The organism is Thermoanaerobacterium xylanolyticum LX-11, assembly GCF_000189775.2.
Taxonomy (GTDB): Bacteria; Bacillota; Thermoanaerobacteria; order Thermoanaerobacterales; family Thermoanaerobacteraceae; genus Thermoanaerobacterium; species Thermoanaerobacterium thermosulfurigenes.
This window is the reverse complement of the sequence record NC_015555.1, coordinates 2206902-2224130: the sequence shown is the minus strand read 5'-3', so window position 1 is coordinate 2224130 and position 17229 is coordinate 2206902. Positions and strand designations below refer to the sequence as shown.

General features: G+C 36.9%; 17 protein-coding genes. 11 read left to right on the top strand and 6 right to left on the bottom strand.

Translation table 11 applies throughout. The features are described from left to right. Nucleotides 1–87: 87 nt before the first annotated feature. Nucleotides 88–786 (top strand): L-ribulose-5-phosphate 4-epimerase, encoded by a 699-nt coding sequence (locus THEXY_RS10790; protein ID WP_013788870.1) that lies wholly within the window; start codon nucleotides 88–90, stop codon nucleotides 784–786. Between the two features lie 352 nt (nucleotides 787–1138). On the opposite strand, the gene THEXY_RS12920 is transcribed toward THEXY_RS10790, so the two are convergent. Beyond that, complete coding sequence (locus THEXY_RS12920) at nucleotides 1139–1291, bottom strand: anti sigma factor C-terminal domain-containing protein (RefSeq protein ID WP_268257773.1); 153 nt, start codon at nucleotides 1289–1291, stop codon at nucleotides 1139–1141. 153 nt (nucleotides 1292–1444) lie between these two features. On the opposite strand from THEXY_RS12920, the gene THEXY_RS10785 reads away from it, so the two are divergent. From THEXY_RS10785 to ltrA, 4 genes are all read left to right on the top strand, one after another. Further along, nucleotides 1445–3442, top strand: coding sequence for an oxidoreductase (locus tag THEXY_RS10785; RefSeq protein WP_013788869.1), 1998 nt, complete (start codon nucleotides 1445–1447; stop codon nucleotides 3440–3442). Nucleotides 3443–3461: 19 nt separating this feature from the next. After that, nucleotides 3462–4052, top strand: a complete 591-nt coding sequence (locus THEXY_RS10780; protein ID WP_013788868.1) for a TetR/AcrR family transcriptional regulator — start codon at nucleotides 3462–3464, stop codon at nucleotides 4050–4052. Nucleotides 4053–4316: 264 nt separating this feature from the next. Further along, nucleotides 4317–5462, top strand: coding sequence for an MFS transporter (locus THEXY_RS10775; RefSeq protein ID WP_013788867.1), 1146 nt, complete (start codon nucleotides 4317–4319; stop codon nucleotides 5460–5462). 450 nt (nucleotides 5463–5912) lie between these two features. Then, nucleotides 5913–7319: a group II intron reverse transcriptase/maturase gene (ltrA, locus tag THEXY_RS10770; RefSeq protein ID WP_013786870.1), complete on the top strand. Its 1407-nt coding sequence runs from the start codon at nucleotides 5913–5915 to the stop codon at nucleotides 7317–7319. Between the two features lie 71 nt (nucleotides 7320–7390). On the opposite strand, the gene THEXY_RS10765 is transcribed toward ltrA, so the two are convergent. From THEXY_RS10765 to nikR, 5 genes are read right to left on the bottom strand one after another with little or no spacing between them, the layout of a single operon-like run. Further along, nucleotides 7391–8125 carry an energy-coupling factor ABC transporter ATP-binding protein gene (locus tag THEXY_RS10765; protein ID WP_013788866.1) on the bottom strand — a complete coding sequence of 245 codons (735 nt, stop codon included), beginning with the start codon at nucleotides 8123–8125 and terminating at the stop codon, nucleotides 7391–7393. After that, on the bottom strand, nucleotides 8116–8946 hold the full coding sequence (cbiQ, locus tag THEXY_RS10760) for a cobalt ECF transporter T component CbiQ (RefSeq protein ID WP_013788865.1): 831 nt from the start codon (nucleotides 8944–8946) through the stop codon (nucleotides 8116–8118). Before cbiQ ends, THEXY_RS10765 begins: the two co-directional genes overlap by 10 nt. Beyond that, nucleotides 8939–9256, bottom strand: a complete 318-nt coding sequence (locus THEXY_RS10755) for a PDGLE domain-containing protein (RefSeq protein ID WP_013788864.1) — start codon at nucleotides 9254–9256, stop codon at nucleotides 8939–8941. Before THEXY_RS10755 ends, cbiQ begins: the two co-directional genes overlap by 8 nt. After that, entirely contained in the window at nucleotides 9253–9945 is a 693-nt protein-coding gene (gene cbiM, locus THEXY_RS10750; protein ID WP_013788863.1) for a cobalt transporter CbiM, read from the bottom strand. Before cbiM ends, THEXY_RS10755 begins: the two co-directional genes overlap by 4 nt. Before the next feature lie 12 nt (nucleotides 9946–9957). Further along, nucleotides 9958–10383, bottom strand: a complete 426-nt coding sequence (nikR, locus tag THEXY_RS10745) for a nickel-responsive transcriptional regulator NikR (protein ID WP_013788862.1) — start codon at nucleotides 10381–10383, stop codon at nucleotides 9958–9960. A gap of 173 nt (nucleotides 10384–10556) precedes the next feature. On the opposite strand from nikR, the gene THEXY_RS10740 reads away from it, so the two are divergent. The 6 genes from THEXY_RS10740 (at nucleotide 10557) to THEXY_RS10715 (ending at nucleotide 17184) form a co-directional block, all read left to right on the top strand. Beyond that, a complete protein-coding gene (locus tag THEXY_RS10740; protein ID WP_013788861.1) occupies nucleotides 10557–13040 on the top strand; it encodes an ASKHA domain-containing protein in 2484 nt (827 codons plus the stop codon). Between the two features lie 96 nt (nucleotides 13041–13136). Further along, the gene (locus THEXY_RS10735; protein ID WP_013788860.1) at nucleotides 13137–14012 is read left to right on the top strand and encodes an ABC transporter ATP-binding protein; all 876 of its coding nucleotides are present in this window, start codon (nucleotides 13137–13139) and stop codon (nucleotides 14010–14012) included. 12 nt (nucleotides 14013–14024) lie between these two features. Then, entirely contained in the window at nucleotides 14025–14822 is a 798-nt protein-coding gene (locus THEXY_RS10730; protein WP_013788859.1) for an ABC transporter permease subunit, read from the top strand. A gap of 12 nt (nucleotides 14823–14834) precedes the next feature. Beyond that, the gene (locus tag THEXY_RS10725; RefSeq protein ID WP_013788858.1) at nucleotides 14835–15635 is read left to right on the top strand and encodes an ABC transporter permease subunit; all 801 of its coding nucleotides are present in this window, start codon (nucleotides 14835–14837) and stop codon (nucleotides 15633–15635) included. An 18-nt stretch (nucleotides 15636–15653) separates the two neighbouring features. Beyond that, nucleotides 15654–16283 (top strand): TetR/AcrR family transcriptional regulator, encoded by a 630-nt coding sequence (locus THEXY_RS10720; protein WP_013788857.1) that lies wholly within the window; start codon nucleotides 15654–15656, stop codon nucleotides 16281–16283. 121 nt (nucleotides 16284–16404) lie between these two features. Then, complete coding sequence (locus THEXY_RS10715; protein WP_013788856.1) at nucleotides 16405–17184, top strand: serine hydrolase; 780 nt, start codon at nucleotides 16405–16407, stop codon at nucleotides 17182–17184. Nucleotides 17185–17229: the final 45 nt, after the last annotated feature.

Below are 17229 nucleotides of genomic sequence, written 5' to 3'. Positions count from 1 at the left end.
TTAAGTTAATATTAAAATTTTTAAAATGTATTATTTTATTCACAAAAATTTGTGCACATGGATTTATAAAATTAAGGAGGAAACTGCATGTTAGAAGAACTAAAAAAGAAGGTATATGAAGCAAATATGTTGCTGGTACATTATGGTTTAGTTAAGTTAACATGGGGAAATGTAAGTGGGATTGATCGAAAAACTGGACTTTTTGTAATAAAACCAAGTGGAGTAGAATATGACAAGTTAACTTTACAGGACATGGTAGTAGTTGATTTGGAAGGGAATGTAGTAGAAGGTAAGTATAATCCTTCTACTGATACTGCTACTCATTTGGAGTTATATAAAGCATTTACTAAAATTGGTGGTGTAGCTCATACTCATTCTTCATGGGCTACAAGTTGGGCTCAGGCAGGATTGGGAATTCCTTGCTATGGTACTACACATGCTGATTATATGTATGGAGAAATTCCATGTGTTAGAAATCTTACAATAGAAGAAATAGATAAAGCATATGAGAAAAATACAGGTTTAATAATTGCTGAATATTTTAAAAATAGGGATTATATAGCTATGCCGGCAGTTTTATGTAGAAATCATGGCTCATTTACATGGGGCGTTGATGCATATGATGCCGTACAAAATGCTGTAGTTCTAGAAGAATCGGCAAAAATGGCGGCATACTCAAGAATTATTAATCCGTTTATTAATCCAGCACCACAAGAATTGCAAGATAAACATTATTATCGGAAACATGGGGCTAATGCTTATTATGGACAAAAAACAAAAAGTTAATGTTTTTTAATAATAATGGAGCTTTATTTTGTTAATTTCTATATTAATGCTGATGCTCTCCTTTAATGGCAATCTATAGTATTTTAGTCATTTTAGTAGCGATAAAAGTGGTAAATGCGTAAGGGTTCGAACAAAATGATTTATTTAAATATTGACATTTAGTCTAATATTACTGTTTTTTAACAGGTGAGAGAATGTCGCACATACAATCACTGATTTTATGAGATGGGCTGGTGATACCGATATGGTAACACTTGGTTCTATTCTTGGATGGATTTTGAAAATTTTTGGAATATAATATGTGAAAGTAACAAAATGAAGCTGCTGATTACAAGTCAGCAGCTTTTAATATTCAATACTTATCCGTGACAACACCTAATGATGATGCCTTTATAAAAGGTAAACCTCTAAGAGATTTTAAAGTTTCCGCAGTACCCGTCACAACGACGCCTTGTATCTTTAAGTTTTCATTAATATAACAAAACAGATAAACAAATGTATACAAACTTTTAAAATTTATTTTATTAAGCAAACTATAAATAATAATGACTAAATAATATTTTACCTTATTGACAATTAATTAACATACTGATATAATTTTCGTAGAATGCATTCGGTGAACATGTTCAATAAAATTAAGAAAAGAAGGGGACTTTTTATGGATAAAAAGTACAGCATTCTCTTTGATGAAGTGTCTATCGGAAGCTGTGTCATCAAAAACCGCTTTGCAATGGCTCCTATGGGACCATTAGGCCTTGGCGATTCCGAAGGTGGTTTCAATCAAAGAGGAATTGATTACTATGTTGAAAGAGCTAAAGGTGGTACAGGACTTATCATCACTGGCGTCACTTTTGTTGACAACGATATAGAAAAGCATGACATGCCTAATTGTCCATGTTCTACACATACTCCAGTTCACTTCATTAGGACTGCTCGTGAGATGACGGAGAAAATACATGCTTATGGTTCTAAGGTGTTTCTACAATTATCTGGTGGATTTGGAAGGGTTACAATTCCTACAAATTTAGGAGAACATCCGCCTGTTGCGCCATCACCTATCCCACACCGTTGGCTTGACAAGACATGCCGTCCTCTTACAAAAGAGGAAATTCGCAGGATAGTTGTGCAGTTTGGCAAGGGCGCTTACAATGCAAAGCGAGCAGGATTTGACGGCGTACAGATACACGCGGTACATGAAGGATACCTTTTAGACCAATTTGCCATATCTATGTTTAACAATCGAACAGATGAATACGGCGGAAGCCTTGAAAACAGACTGCGCTTTGCAAGGGAAGTCTTGGAGGAGATAAAAAACACATGTGGCAGTGATTTTCCGGTTACGCTAAGGTACAGTGTAAAAAGCTTCATCAAAGATTGGCGTAAAGGCGGTCTTCCAGGAGAGGAATTTGAAGAAAAGGGAAGAGATATTGAAGAAGGGATTGAGGCAGCTAAGCTTTTGGTTGAATATGGATACGATGCTTTGGACGTAGATGTAGGAAGTTACGACGCATGGTGGTGGAGCCATCCGCCAATGTACCAAGAAAAGGGGCTTTACATCCCATATGCAAAGATGGTGAAAGAAGCTGTAAATGTACCTGTCATATGTGCAGGACGCATGGATAACCCAGACCTTGCGTCAGATGCTGTAAGAGATGGAGCATGTGACATAGTTTCATTAGGTCGTCCACTTTTGGCTGATCCTGATTATGTAAATAAGCTTAAGGCAGGTGATACCGCTTCTATACGCCCTTGTTTATCATGTCATGAAGGATGTATGGGACGCATACAGGAGTATTCTGCTCTAAACTGCGCAGTAAACCCACAGGCATGCCGTGAAAGCGCTGAGCGGCTTATACCTACACAGCACAAAAAGAAGGTCTTAATTGTAGGTGGCGGTGTATCAGGCTGTGAGGCAGCCCGCGTTTTAGCACTTCGCGGACATGAGCCAATCGTGTATGAAAAAACTGGTAGGTTAGGCGGAAACCTGATTCCAGGCGGCGTGCCATCATTTAAAGAAGATGATCATGCGCTGGTGGCTTGGTATGAGAATGAGTTAAAGAAGTTAAACGTAGAAGTTCATCTAAATACAGAATTAGATGCCCATGATGTCATTAATTTTGATGCAGATGTAGTGATAGTTGCGACAGGTTCAAAGCCAAAAGTATTTTCACTGGGAGAAGGACCTTTATACACTGCACAAGATGTATTGTTAGGAAAAGTTGATATAGGAAATGATGTTGTCATAATTGGCGGTGGACTTGTAGGGTGTGAGACAGCACTGTGGCTTAAAGATATGGGCAAGAATGTGACGATAGTTGAGGCGCTTCCAAAGCTTTTGGCGGTAAATGGACCATTGTGTCATGCAAATAGCGAGATGCTAAAAGAATTGATACCTTTCAAAGGAATAAGGACTATAACATCTGCAAAAGCTACTGCATATGACGGAAAGGTGCTTAAAGTGAATACGCCTGATGGTGATATAGACATTGCAGCAGATACAGTTATTCTTGCAGTTGGATATGCTCCGTCTGATTCTCTGTATAAAGAGGTGGAAGACGAAATTCCAAATGTCTATCTGATTGGCGATGCTGGCAATGTTTCAAACATCATGTATGCAATATGGAATGCCTTTGAGGTTGCTAAAAATATAGATTAGAAGAACAGGAGAGAGATTGGTGCCAGAAAGTTTAACTTCCAGAGAAAAGCAGGCTATTGCTACTAAAAAGAGGATTTACAGTTGCGGTGTAGAGCTCATAAAAAAACACGGGTATGACAACATAACTGTAAAAGACATAGCAGAAAAGGCCAATGTTTCGATAGGAAATTATTATCACTACTTTAGATCCAAATATGACCTTTTGGTGGAAATATTTAAGCATGGCGATGAATTTTTTGAGGCTGAAGTGCCGAAAATTATAGAGGCTTATACCGACTGCAAAGATATATTGGTTCAGTATTTTCTCGTATATGCCAAGCTTGCAATAAATGATGGAATAGATATGGCTAAAAATCTGTATATTCCGACGAATAAGATGTTTTTAACGCATGGACGTTCAATGCAGAATATGCTTATTCAAATATTAAAAAATGAGCAAGAAAAAGGCAAGATACCCAACACTCTGGACTGTGAAGAAATTACAGAGAAGCTATTTATTGTAGCGAGGGGCGTCATTTTTGATTGGTGCTTAAAAGACGGAAAAACCGACCTTTTTGCTGAAATGCAAGACATAATATCCAGAATGGTAGAAAGCTATATTGAAAAGTAGAATAAAAATATTTCTTTTGGTTTACAAGTCATGAATTTGTGTTATAATAAAAGCAAATATTATTTCTAACAGTTTAAGCAGTAACTTAAAAATTTTGTACAAATCTATTTGGCGGTTTTGTTTCCGCCTTTTTTTGTTGGTGGACATTAGCTTCACCTCCTTTCCTTTGGAGGTTGTGACTATAAGTTCAAGATGTTATTTCATTGTATTATTCTCTTTAATGCTATATAATGAAGTATGGCATTACTGACAAGGGAGGAAAAAATGCAGATATTTATTGTTGTTTTAAATTACCTTTTGATGCTTTTAATAGGTCTTGTCGATAACATAAAAGGTCCTGTATTATCGTCAATTAAGTCGTTTTACAATGTTGATTATACGTACATTGGGCTTCTTCTGTTTATAGGAAGCCTTGGTTTTATCATAGCTTCTTTTGTTGGTGGGATGATTGTAAATAGATATGGTAGTAAGATGGCATTGTCCTTAGGACTTGTCTTTATCATCATAGGAATCTTGGGGTATTTTGCATCTCCGGTTTTCTTTGTGTTTTTGATTTTCTTCTTCTGCATGAATTTTGGTATAGGGATGCTGGAGATAGGCATAAATGCCACTGCTGCAGTTGCATTTTTGGTTAATCAAGCCATAATGATGAACCTTTTGCATTTCTTTTACGGTTTAGGTGCTACAATTTCGCCAAATGCGGCGGGAAGGCTTGTGGCTTTAAAGTATTCATGGCAAAGCATATATCTTTTTGGTGGCATTATAGCTCTTTTAATGCTTATTGTAATTTTGTTTACAAGATTTCCTGGTACAGCTAAATATGTAGATGGTGGTAAAGTAAAATATTTGGATGTATTAAAAGATAGGCATGTCATTTTATTTTCAGTCATGTTAGGATTTTACATTGCATCAGAAGTCGGCATAGGAAATTGGGCTGTGACGTACCTTAAAGGATCTTACGGCATGAACAGTGTAAAAAGCTCTATGTACTTGTCGCTTTTCTTTGCTGCTTTTACAATAGGCAGGCTTTTAGGTGGGTTTGTGGTTGAAAAAATAGGTTATGTAAAGAGCATTTTTATTTTTGCATCATTAGCAGCATCTTTTGTCGCTTTAAGCATGGTAAGTCAGAATTTATCGATTCTTCTGTCCATGGCAGGCTTATTTTACTCTATAATTTATCCTACGACTATGGCTTTGGCGATGAAGAGCTTTAAAGAAAATACAGGTGTTGTTATAAGTGTCATTGTAACTGTAAGTTCATCTATAAACATGATAGCCAATTTTATAATAGGTAAACTAAGTGATGTATTTGGCGTGTTTGTGGGATTTTCATTTATCGTAGTTTTTATGGTGCTGGTGATTGTGATGCTTAATGTTCTTCAGTCATCGCTTAAACTGTATTCTAAATAGAAAGCTCCCGATTGTGGGAGCTAAATTCAGTGCGCCCGGCATGGGCGATAACTTGGCGGTGAAAGTCCGCTGTGGGCTTGGTAGTGGGAACCACTAGCTGAACCGCAAGGGTGTCCATCGTGAGGTGGAATCTGAAGGAAGCGGTAGGCAAAATCTCGGTCTGAGGAATACGAACCAGATAAGAGGCTGAATTGGGGCGGACGAGTTTGCTGAACAAAACGAAGTCCAACACTACCCGAACCCCATACAGTAAATCTGGCAGATAGACGAGATGAAGGTTATCGTTCTTACCCGGGGAGGTCTCAAGGATAAGTCATTAAAGTGAACTCTGAAATGACAACCCATGCAGTGATGTATGGCTGAACCTTGAGAAGTCAGCAGAGGTCATAGTACTTATCTAGTCATGAATAGATAAGGAAGGACCGAACATTAGGAGGTTTTGGAAATCTTATGAACTCGAAAGATATGCAGAGACTGCAGACAACTCAACAAAGAGGCTATCCGCTCAATCAAGAAATGGAATTTCAAGAGAGAGCGGAAGTGCATAGTATATCATCGGCGTCAAAAGATAGAAGAAACAATGTACAAAGATACACCAGTAATATGCTTGAAATGATACTAGACCGAGAAAACATGAAAGAAGCATACAAACGAGTAGTTGCAAATAAAGGAAGCCATGGAGTCGATGGGATGGAAGTAGATGAACTTCTACCGTATCTCAAAGAAAACTGGCCGACCATAAAGCAACAATTACTGGAAGGAAAATATAAACCACAACCAGTGTTGAGAGTAGAAATACCAAAACCAGATGGAGGAACAAGACTACTAGGGATACCTACAGTACTAGACAGACTAATACAACAAGCAATAGCCCAAATACTAAGTGGAATATACGACCATACATTCTCTGATAACAGTTATGGTTTCAGACCTAGACGCAGTGCAAAAGACGCAGTAATAGCCGCAGAAGTATATATAAACGAAGGATGCACATGGGTAGTAGATATAGACTTAGAAAAGTTCTTTGACAGAGTAAACCACGACATACTAATGTCCAAATTAGAAAAGCGGATAGGAGACAAACGAGTACTGAAGCTAATACGAAGATACTTAGAATCAGGAGTAATGATAAATGGAATCAAAGTAGCAACAGAAGAAGGGACACCACAAGGAGGGCCATTAAGTCCGCTACTAGCAAACATAATGTTAGATGAACTAGACAAAGAACTAGAAAGAAGAGGACATAAATTCTGTCGATATGCAGATGATTGCAACATATACGTAAAAAGCAGGTCAGCAGGAAACAGAGTAATGAAAAGCATAAAGAAATTCATAGAAACCAAATTAAAACTAAAAGTCAATGAAACAAAAAGTGCTGTAGATAGACCATGGAAAAGAAAATTCTTAGGATTTTCGTTTTATACAAAAGAAAACGAAGTAAGAATAAGGATTCATGAAAAATCCATCAAAAGGTTTAAGGAAAAAGTAAGAGAAATAACCAATCGAAACAAGGGAATAAGCATGGAATACAGAATACGTAGATTGAATCAGATAACGACAGGATGGGTTAACTATTTTGGATTAGCAGATGCGAAAGGAATAATGAAAGCTCTTGACGAATGGATAAGGCGTAGACTAAGAGCATGTATATGGAAGCAATGGAAGAAGACAAAAACAAAGTATGACAATCTGATAAAATTAGGAGTAGAAAAACAAAAAGCCTGGGCATACGCCAATACGAGGAAAGGCTACTGGAGAATATCCAATAGCCAAATACTCAATATGACTCTTACAAATAAATACTTCGAAGACATAGGTTATAGAAGTTTATCAAAAAGGTATCTAATCGTACATTAAATCTTAATGAACCGCCGTATACCGAACGGTACGTACGGTGGTGTGAGAGGACGGCGGTTAGTCACCGCCTCCTACTCGATTATCAGATTCACATTTTCAAGTAGTGTGCTGTTATCAAGTATTTCATCGGTTCTTCCTACAGCTTCTATCGAGTGTGATTCATTCATCACGACGATTCTATCGGCAATGATTCTGGCTAAATCCAAATCGTGGGTAGATATTACAAGCGTCTTTTCCTCATCTTTTAGGTCGCTTAACATTTTGTAAAGCCACTTTCTCGATCTTGGATCGAGGCCGTTTGTAGGCTCATCTAAAAGCAACACATCTGGATTTATCACCATTATTGATGCTAGAGCAACCTTCTTTTTTTCGCCGCCACTTAATCTGTGCGGCGGTCTATCTTGTAATTTTGCAATGCCGAACGACTCAAGAGTCTTTTCTACCATTGTTTTTACTTTGTCAGGATTTAATCCCATCTGCAGTGGAGTAAATGCTACTTCATCAAATACACACGTATTAAAAAGCTGGACGTCAGAGTCCTGAAATAGGTAACCTACTTTTCTCCTAAATTGGTATTCGTAGTCGCTTTTCATGTTCAATATGGATTTGCCGAATGCTAATATATCTCCGCTATCTGGTTTTATTAACCCGTCCATTAATTTTAATAGCGTAGATTTTCCAGAGCCGTTGGCACCCAAAATTATTAGACTTTCTCCTTTTAATACGCTAAAGTTCACATTAATAAGCGCGGGTTGTGACTTTATATATGAGTATGAAATGTTTTTAAGTTCAAATACTATATCCAAAGTCTGCCTCCTTTTATAAGAAAAATTGCCGTGAAAAATGATATGTTGAACAATATCCAGACTACGTCAAAAATGCCGAATTTGAAGTCGCTTATTGTCTTGTACTCGCCTTTGTATCCGCGAGAAATCATGGCACTGTAGACTTCGCTGCTTAGATGTTCTGATCTTATTAAGAGATTTCCCATTGACGACGCTACAAATCTTCTCTCGCTTTTGCCTTTAGACTGCCCTACGTTTCTACTTTTTCTTGCAAGAAACATATTTGATGTTACATCGAGAAAGAGAGTTATATACCTGAATGACATATCGAGGGTGGCAGAGAAAATTTTCGGCAGTTTGAAATACCTAAAAGCTTTTAAAATCTCCACCCACTTTGTGGACAGTATCAAAATGTATATGAAGGAAAGGGAGACAAAAGAGCGCATTATAAAAATCGATGCGCTTAAAGCCCCATTGCTTGTTATATACAAGTTTCTTCCAATGTATATAAGTGGACTTCCAGGTTTTACGATGTTAAACAAGGATGGTATTAATACGATCCCTGTAAAGACCACAGAGACTGATGAAACCCTGAATATATAGGACTTTATTGGTACTTTCGAAAGTACAGCAACAAAGATAGAGTATACAATCATTAAGCACAAAAATTGCCATGAACTGCTTATATTGCATAAGATAATCAAAAGCAAAATGGATACAAGCCGCACTCTTGTATCCAGTGACTGCATAAGCCCTTGTCTGTTGGCAATTTCATCTGATTCAAACATATCTTGAAATGTACTTTGTATACTCAATACAGTCTTCTCAATAAAATTACTCATTTTTCCCCTCTTGTCTACCAATTATTTTGCTAAGGATAAAAAACACTATGGCAATTAATGCGATTCCTACAATAGCTGAAAATATGTAGCCTATGGATTGTTGGAAAAAGTTTTTGTCAAAGCCTGGTATGCCGTAATCAGGAAATAAAGCCTTCACCGTATTTGAAAAATGTTTCATTCCACTTGGTACATATCCTACCATGTTTTTTATCTCATCTATTCCCCATTCACCCCAAGCAGATCCTGGTGCTAAAAGTCCAATCGGTGTAAGCAGTATTATCACTACTGCAGCTATCAAAAGTTTCTTCATTTATTTTCACCTCTTAGTCTGTAAGCAAATTTATAGAGTATGTTACCTTCACCAGCTTTAATAAGGTAGTAAACTACAAGTCCAGTTACTGCTGCCTCTACTAACCCGGCTACTGTAAGGTGCGCCAACATCATGGCAGGTATAGACTGACTAAGCCCGTATGGGAAGTATAAGGCACGACCATCTGCTGTGTGAAAAAGTACAGGTTGAAGTCCTAATTCTATTGATGCTGCAAGTGCTGCAGCGTTTATTCCAATGTATGCACCTATGGCAGATGATATTACTTTTCCTACATTAAGCTTTTGAAGAAGCATGTATACACCGTATCCGACAAAAGGTGCTATGAATGCCATGTTAAAGCTATTCGCTCCTAATGCCAAGATGCCGCCGTCTCCGAAGAACAACGATTGTATAAGAAGTGCGACTGTAATAGAAATACTGGCTCCCCATGGACCTAATGCGATGGCCAAAAGCGTAGCACCAACAGCGTGTGCTGTTGTACCACCAGGTATAGGCACATTGAACATCATTATGGTGAAGGCAAATGCTGAACCTATCGCCATTGTTGGTACATCCTTCTTATCAAAAGTTTCATTTACTTTCTTTGTTGCCACAGCTAATACAGGCACCATTGCCGCACCCATTACGGCACATGTGGCAGGACTTAAATAGCCGTCTGGTATATGCATAAAAACTCCCCCTTATAAGTTTTTGCCTGTCGTCGTCATGACAAGCTTTCCGTGTTTTACGCCTTTTGTGCTGATTATCTCATCAGCTATTGATGATATAATCCTTGAAGTGCCTTTTACAACCATTACTTCAAGGCAGTTGTGTTCATCAAGGTGAACGTGCATGCTGGATATTATGTTTTCATGGTGTCCATGCTGAATGTCCACAAGTTTGTCGCTTATTTCCCTTACTTCATGGTTATAAACGTATGTGACAGTGCCAATTGATTCGGCATCGTCTGATTCGCAATGGTTTTCCACTATGTAATCTCTGATCAAATCTCTTATTGCCTCAGACCTGTTTTTGTAGTTTTTTGACTCAATCAATTTATCAAACTGTGAAAGTAAATTCGCTTCCATCGAGACCCCGAAACGTGTAATTTCTTCCAGATGTATCATCTCCTTTTGTGCTACTTTTATAAAAATAATAGCACTAAATCGATTGATAATCAATAGCGATTTAGAAATTTAGAATACTGTATTAATTTAAATTATTGAAATTCAATTTTCCTTAATATATGATATATAAAAAAGATTTCAGTATTCTTAATTAAATATATGAGGAGGAGAAGATGGATATAAGGTCTTATGAAATAGAGATAGATGAGAAGTCTGTTTTAAGGTATTTGGGATATAAAGATTCTGAGCCTTATAAAGGTTTATTGGACAAAATCAGGAATGCTATACATGATGCTTATGATCTCATTGAGCCTTTAGTTTGCTTTGACAGGGTTTCTTTTGAGTACGACCATGAAAATGATGCCATAAGGTTTCTAAGCGGTGATACGATAAATGAAAAGCACATAGTAGAAAGATTAAAAAGTGCAGAATATGTCGTCATGGCTGTTGTCACAATTAAAGACGGCATTGAAAATGCATCATCAAGATTTTTTGACGATGGAAAGTATATGGATGGGATGATATACGATGCCGTTGGAAATGCAGCATTAGATAAGCTTTGCGAGAAGTTTTACAGTGATGTGGCAAATGATGCATTAAAAGAGGGGTTTGAAGTGACTGAGATGATATTCCCCGGTGATGACAAGTGGGATATAGCATCACAGAAGCTCATTTTTAAAAATCTCGATGCGTCAAAAATAGGTGTCATACTGGACGAAAATAACATGATGCATCCTGTAAAATCTCTGTCCTTTGTATTAGGCGTTGGCAAAGGCATAAAGTCGTCATTTTCGCATCACAATTGCAGCAAATGCGATTTTTTTCAGTGTATTTACCGCAATGAGAAAAATATACATCACACACTGAAAGTTAAATACAAAGATGAATACAAGGAAATTTTAGCAGAAGATGGTTCAAACCTTTTTAAAACATTGATAGAAAACGGTGTGCCAGTGCCTAATTCTTGTGGCGGTTATCATACCTGCGGAAAGTGTAAAGTCATAGTAAGTGAAAAACTTCCTGTGACTTCCGACGAGATGAAAAATTTAAGTGATGAAGAGCTTAAAAAAGGTGTAAGGCTTTCATGCTTTGTAAATGTTGATAGAGATCTTTCTATTACAGTTTTAGATGAAGGAAAAATATCAGTCTTGACTGGAAGCATGGGTCTATTTGAAGTTGGCAATGTAAACCCGAGAGTTAAAAAAATCCGCATAAAGCTTGATATGCCTACACTGGATGACCAGAGAGATGATTTTAAGAGGATATGCGGTGCATTAGGATTTGACGCAAAAATTCCACTAAGTGTATTAAAGGGGCTTCCAGGCGTCTTAGAGAAAAATGGTTACAATGCCATTTGCGTATTGAGAAGGAATGAGGTCATATCCGTTGAAGGCGCTGACTTTGTTGGTAGTTTATACGGCGTATCTTTGGATATAGGCACTACTACAATCGCTGCATATTTGTACGACATTGATACAGGTAAAATGATAGACGTTTTTTCAGGTGTAAATCCACAAAGATCTTATGGCGCTGATGTCATATCGAGGATAAATTATACAATCGCTAAAGAAGATGGACTTTATAGATTGCATGTGGCTATAATTGAAGAAATCAATAGGATAGTAGATTATTTTTGTGAAAGACAAGGAATTTCAAATGAAAATATATATGAAATAGTGATGGTTGGCAATACCGTCATGGTCCACTTGGCTTTAGGAGTACCTGCTAAGAATATCGCTAATTCGCCTTATATACCTTCGTTTACGTCATCGATTGAGGTAAAGTCGAGAGATTTAGGAATAGATATAAACAAAGAAGGATACGTTGTGACGCTTCCTATGGTCGCTTCATACGTTGGAGCGGATACGGTGGCGGCTGTACTTTCAAGCCGCATCAGTGAAAGCGATGATATCATTTTGCTGGTAGATATAGGCACAAATGGCGAGATAGTGTTGGGAAATAAAGACTTTCTCATATCTTGTTCTGCCGCTGCAGGGCCTGCTTTTGAAGGAGCTGGCATTACTTTCGGATTAAGTGGTGTAGAAGGGGCTATAGATCATGTGGATTTTGAAAGAGATCCCGTATTTACTACAATTGGAGGAAAGGCAGCAAAAGGTATATGCGGTTCAGGTATCGTCGATGTGGTGGCAGAACTTTTTAAGCATGGGATAATTGATACCACTGGAAGGATATTGGATAAAGGTGAAGTGACAAGCGTAGTTGGCAAAAAGTTTTTAGATCGCATTGTGCAATATGACCATATGCCATCATTTTTAATAGACGAGGCAGGTGGCATATACCTTACACAAAAGGATATAAGGCAGGTACAATTGGCAAAGGGAGCCATACAGGCTGGAATCAATATTCTTATGAAAGAGATGAATATTGTTGAAAAAGATATAAAAAAAGTTTACTTAGCAGGAGGGTTTGGCAGTTACATAAGCGTAGAAAGCGCTGCAGAAATAGGGCTTATACCAAAGGGATTAAAAGAAAAGGCAGTTCAGATAGGGAACGCAGCAGGGTTAGGAGCATCTTTTGCGCTTCTTTCTGATGAGATGCTTGAGAAATCTAAAGCGATAAGAGATAAGGTTAAGTACATTGAACTTTCCAATAACCCATATTTTCAAGAGGAATTTTTAAAATCCCTGTACTTTTAAAATCCCTTTTATTTTTTAAAAGTGAATTGACTACATGGTCAATTAGAGTTATAATCAAATTGTAAATTGACCAAATGGTCAAAAGGAGGCGCTTTTATGAAAATCATTGAAGTTAATAACTTGACCAAGTATTACGGGAAATCGAGAGGCATAATCGATGTAAGCTTTGATGTGGAAGAAGGTGAAATCTTCGGCTTTATAGGGCCTAATGGAGCAGGGAAATCCACCACAATAAGGATACTTTTATCACTTATTTATCCCACATCTGGCAGTGCCAAGATTTTTGGCAAGGACTGCATAAAGTACGGCCCAGATATAAAAAAGGATATAGGATATCTGCCATCAGAAGTATTCTACTACGACAACATGAAGGTGATAGACCTTTTAAAGTATTCTGCAAGTTTTTATAAAAAGGACTGCAGCAAGAGGATAAAAGAGCTTTCCGAACTTATGGATTTGGATTCGGACAAAAGGATCGACGACCTTTCATATGGCAACAGAAAGAAAATAGGCATAGTCCAGGGGCTTTTGCATGAGCCTAAACTGCTTATATTAGATGAGCCGACAAGCGGACTTGACCCACTTATGCAGCAAAGATTTTTCAATCTTTTAAAAGAGGAAAACAAGAAAGGTGTTACAATTTTATTTTCATCCCATATACTAAGCGAAGTCCAGAAATTGTGCGATAGGGTGGCTATCATAAAGGAAGGTAAAATAGTGAGCCTTGAGAAGATAAGCACATTGAGGGAAAATAGCTATAAGAAAGTTTACGTTGAGGCAAACGCTCCTTTAAAGACTGAGTATTTTAATATGGATGGTGTAAGCGATCTTCAGGTAAAAGACAGGATAGTCAGCTTTTTATTTAAAGGTGATATAAACAATATAACGAAGAAGATAGCGGAGATAAGCATATCAGATATTGCCATTGAAGAGCCCAGTTTAGAAGAAATCTTCATGCACTACTACACTTAAGGGGGTGTCAATATGAACGTATTTTTGTACGAGTTGAAATCAAAAACAAAGTCTTTAGCCGTATGGTCTATATCATTAGCTTTTGTGGCAGTTTTTTTACTTTCCATGTATCCTACGTTTTACAAGAATGCGTCTTTGTTTAAGGATGTATTAGAAGGCTATCCTGTGGCCGTGAGGAAGGCTTTTGGCATTTCCATAGACGACATAATTGAGTTTTTAGGCTATTATTCTTATGTATTTTCTTATGTGGTGCTTTTAGGTGCTATACAAGCCATGAATTACGGTGTTGCTGCAATATCAAAGGAGATTAAGCTTAAAACGGCTGATTTTCTCATGACAAAGCCTGTAAAGCGAGGATCTATTTTGACGTCAAAGATTTTGTCATCCATTGTCATACTTCTGATTACAGATGCCGTTTACTTTTTATCTGCATTTATCATGGCAAAATCAGTGGTAAAAGAGCCCTTTAACATCAAACTCTTTTTCATGATTTCTGTCACACTTTTGTTTGTAGAGATGATATTTTTATCGCTGGGGGTTTTGTTGTCATCAGTTGTGAAGAAGATCAAGTCTACAACTTCTATATCTTTAGGAGTGGTATTTGCATTTTATGTAATTGGCATGATTCAGGCTATTTTAAACGACGACAACATGAAATATTTGACGCCTTTTAAATATTTCGATTTAAACTACATCATGAAGAATTCTTCCTACGACGTTCATTTTTCCATCATATCTTTGATTATAGTCGTTGTGTCGATTTTTTTAAGCTATGTCTTTTTCCAAAAAAGAGACATCTATGCAATGTAAGGGGGGATATGGGTGAATATTTACATTAAAGAGATGAAATCCAGCGTTAAGTCATTGCTTATATGGTGTTTGGTGATGATTGCCGTTGTAGCTTCGTCGATGGGAAAGTACGCTGCCAGCTCGTCTATATCTGGTCAATCTCTTAACGATATGATTTCAAAGATGCCTGACGCGCTAAAATCCATGTTTGGCAGTGGAAATTTTGACTTATCGAAGGCTATAGGTTTTTACGGCGCCATGTTTATATACATCGTATTGATGGCTGCTTTGCACGCTTCACTGATTGGCTCTAATATACTTTCTAAAGAGGAAGATGATAAGACTGCGGAATTTTTGATGTCAAAACCTGTGCCGAGAGCAAATGTTATTACGTCAAAGCTTTTTGCTGCGCTTACAAATATAATCATTTTCAATGCTGTTACTTTCATTTCGTCTTTGTACTTTGTGGGATACTACAGCAAGGGTGAAAACATTAGCGGTGATGTGTTAAAATTGATGTTGGGGGTATTTGCACTGCAGCTTATATATGTTTCATTGGGATTGTATTTTTCAGGTTTTTTAAAAAACCCTAGATTGTCTTCGCCTATTACTATAGGTGTGATGCTGGCAACGTATATTTTATCTCTTGCCATAGATATATACAGTCATCTTTCTCGCTTAAAGTACCTTACGCCTTTTAAGTATTTTGACGCAAAGAATTTGATGAATGGAAAAGGATTTGAGATAATATACGTTGTAATATCTGCTTTGATTGTGGTATTTTGTATTGGCGGGACTTATGTTTTCTATCAAAAGAGGGATTTGAAAATATAGTTTTAGGAAGGGATCTTTTTGTACGAAAGCTTTGAAAATCTAAGCGATGAAAAGAGAAACAGGATAATTGAAGCAAGCCTAAGAGAGTTTTCCGAAAAAGGCTATATGAGGGCTTCTACAAATGAAATTGTCAAGAATGCTGGAATATCAAAAGGCCTTCTTTTCCACTACTTTAAGAGCAAAAAGAATTTATTTTTGTATCTTTTTGATCGCATTGTAGATGAGTTTGTTGCTGCTTTTTATGAATTCATAGATGATTCGTCTTCAGATATATTTGACAGGCTCATGAGCTGGACAATGGTTAAATTCAGATTGTATTACAGAAAGCCCTTGGAGTACAGATTTTTGACAGTATCTATTTATGATTCGCCAGAAGAAATAAAAGATGACATATTGAAAAGATATGAGAGAATAAGCAGTGAAGTCATGAAGAAATTTATGGAAAATTTAGATTTGTCGCGATTTCGAAAAGATGTAGATATTAATAGGTCCTTAAGCTTTATCATGACTTCTATTGAAGCGATTGGCAACAATTATATAAAGATGTATAATCACGACATTGACAGACTTATTGCAGATAAAGATAAAATCATTGATGATTTAAAAAGTTGCATAAACATGCTTAAGTATGGTATATATGATAAGTGAGTAAATAAAATTGGGTGTTTAATACACCTGATTTTTTTGCCTTTAAATAGGTACTGGATTTTTTCTTCAAAAGTGATACTATTAAGACGTACGGAATTATGAGAAAAGGAAGTGCTTAATTATGAGTTTACATGATGACATAATGAATTTCGTCAGTAATGCTGGTGGAGACATAGGTGTTTCTGTAAAAAATCTGAAGACTGGAGAAATGATAGGCGTAAATGAAGAAATGATGTTTCCATCTGCCAGCACGATAAAAATACTTATCATGGCACAGATATATAAGATGGCTAAAGAAGGGTACATAAGACTGACTGACAATATCGTTTTATCTGACTTTATGAAAACTGCAGGCAGCGGGGTTTTGTACCAGTTAAATAGCAAGCACAAATTCACTATAGAAGAACTTATAACATTGATGATCATTATAAGTGACAACACTGCCGCAAATGTTTTGATCGATATAGCAGATATGAAAAACATAAATAAGATGGCAGAGGATTTAGGTTTGTTTCATACTAAAATCCAGAGAAAGATGATGGATTTTGAAGCTATAAAATCTGGGAAAGACAATTATACATGTCCAAAGGATATGACACGCCTTTTAGAGCAGATGTACTCTGGAAAAGTTGTAGATGAGGAGTACAGCATCAAGATGATAGAAATCTTAAAGAAGCAGCAAGATTTAGGCAGGCTTGATATGTACTTGCCAGATGATGTATTGATTGCTCATAAGCCTGGGGAACTTAAGTCATTAGAGCATGATGTAGGGATAGTGTTTTTAAAAGATTGTGACTACATAATAAGCGTGATGACAAACAACATGAATACGAATCTTGATGGGAAAATGGCCATAGGGAAAATATCAAAGATGGTTTACGACGAATACGTAAATGCATAAAAGCAGCAAGACTTGCTGCTATTTTTATTGCATCAACCAATTTGT

Excerpts from the sequence above, each read along its gene's own strand:
- ltrA (WP_013786870.1), top strand. The coding sequence starts at position 5,913 with ATGAACTCGAAAGATATGCAGAGACTGCAGACAACTCAACAAAGAGGC.
- THEXY_RS10785 (WP_013788869.1), top strand. The coding sequence starts at position 1,445 with ATGGATAAAAAGTACAGCATTCTCTTTGATGAAGTGTCTATCGGAAGC.
- THEXY_RS10740 (WP_013788861.1), top strand. The coding sequence starts at position 10,557 with ATGGATATAAGGTCTTATGAAATAGAGATAGATGAGAAGTCTGTTTTA.
- THEXY_RS10730 (WP_013788859.1), top strand. The coding sequence starts at position 14,025 with ATGAACGTATTTTTGTACGAGTTGAAATCAAAAACAAAGTCTTTAGCC.
- cbiM (WP_013788863.1), bottom strand. The coding sequence starts at position 9,945 with ATGCATATACCAGACGGCTATTTAAGTCCTGCCACATGTGCCGTAATG.
- THEXY_RS10775 (WP_013788867.1), top strand. The coding sequence starts at position 4,317 with ATGCAGATATTTATTGTTGTTTTAAATTACCTTTTGATGCTTTTAATA.
- THEXY_RS10790 (WP_013788870.1), top strand. The coding sequence starts at position 88 with ATGTTAGAAGAACTAAAAAAGAAGGTATATGAAGCAAATATGTTGCTG.
- cbiQ (WP_013788865.1), bottom strand. The coding sequence starts at position 8,946 with ATGAGTAATTTTATTGAGAAGACTGTATTGAGTATACAAAGTACATTT.
- THEXY_RS10715 (WP_013788856.1), top strand. The coding sequence starts at position 16,405 with ATGAGTTTACATGATGACATAATGAATTTCGTCAGTAATGCTGGTGGA.
- nikR (WP_013788862.1), bottom strand. The coding sequence starts at position 10,383 with ATGATACATCTGGAAGAAATTACACGTTTCGGGGTCTCGATGGAAGCG.
- THEXY_RS10755 (WP_013788864.1), bottom strand. The coding sequence starts at position 9,256 with ATGAAGAAACTTTTGATAGCTGCAGTAGTGATAATACTGCTTACACCG.
- THEXY_RS10735 (WP_013788860.1), top strand. The coding sequence starts at position 13,137 with ATGAAAATCATTGAAGTTAATAACTTGACCAAGTATTACGGGAAATCG.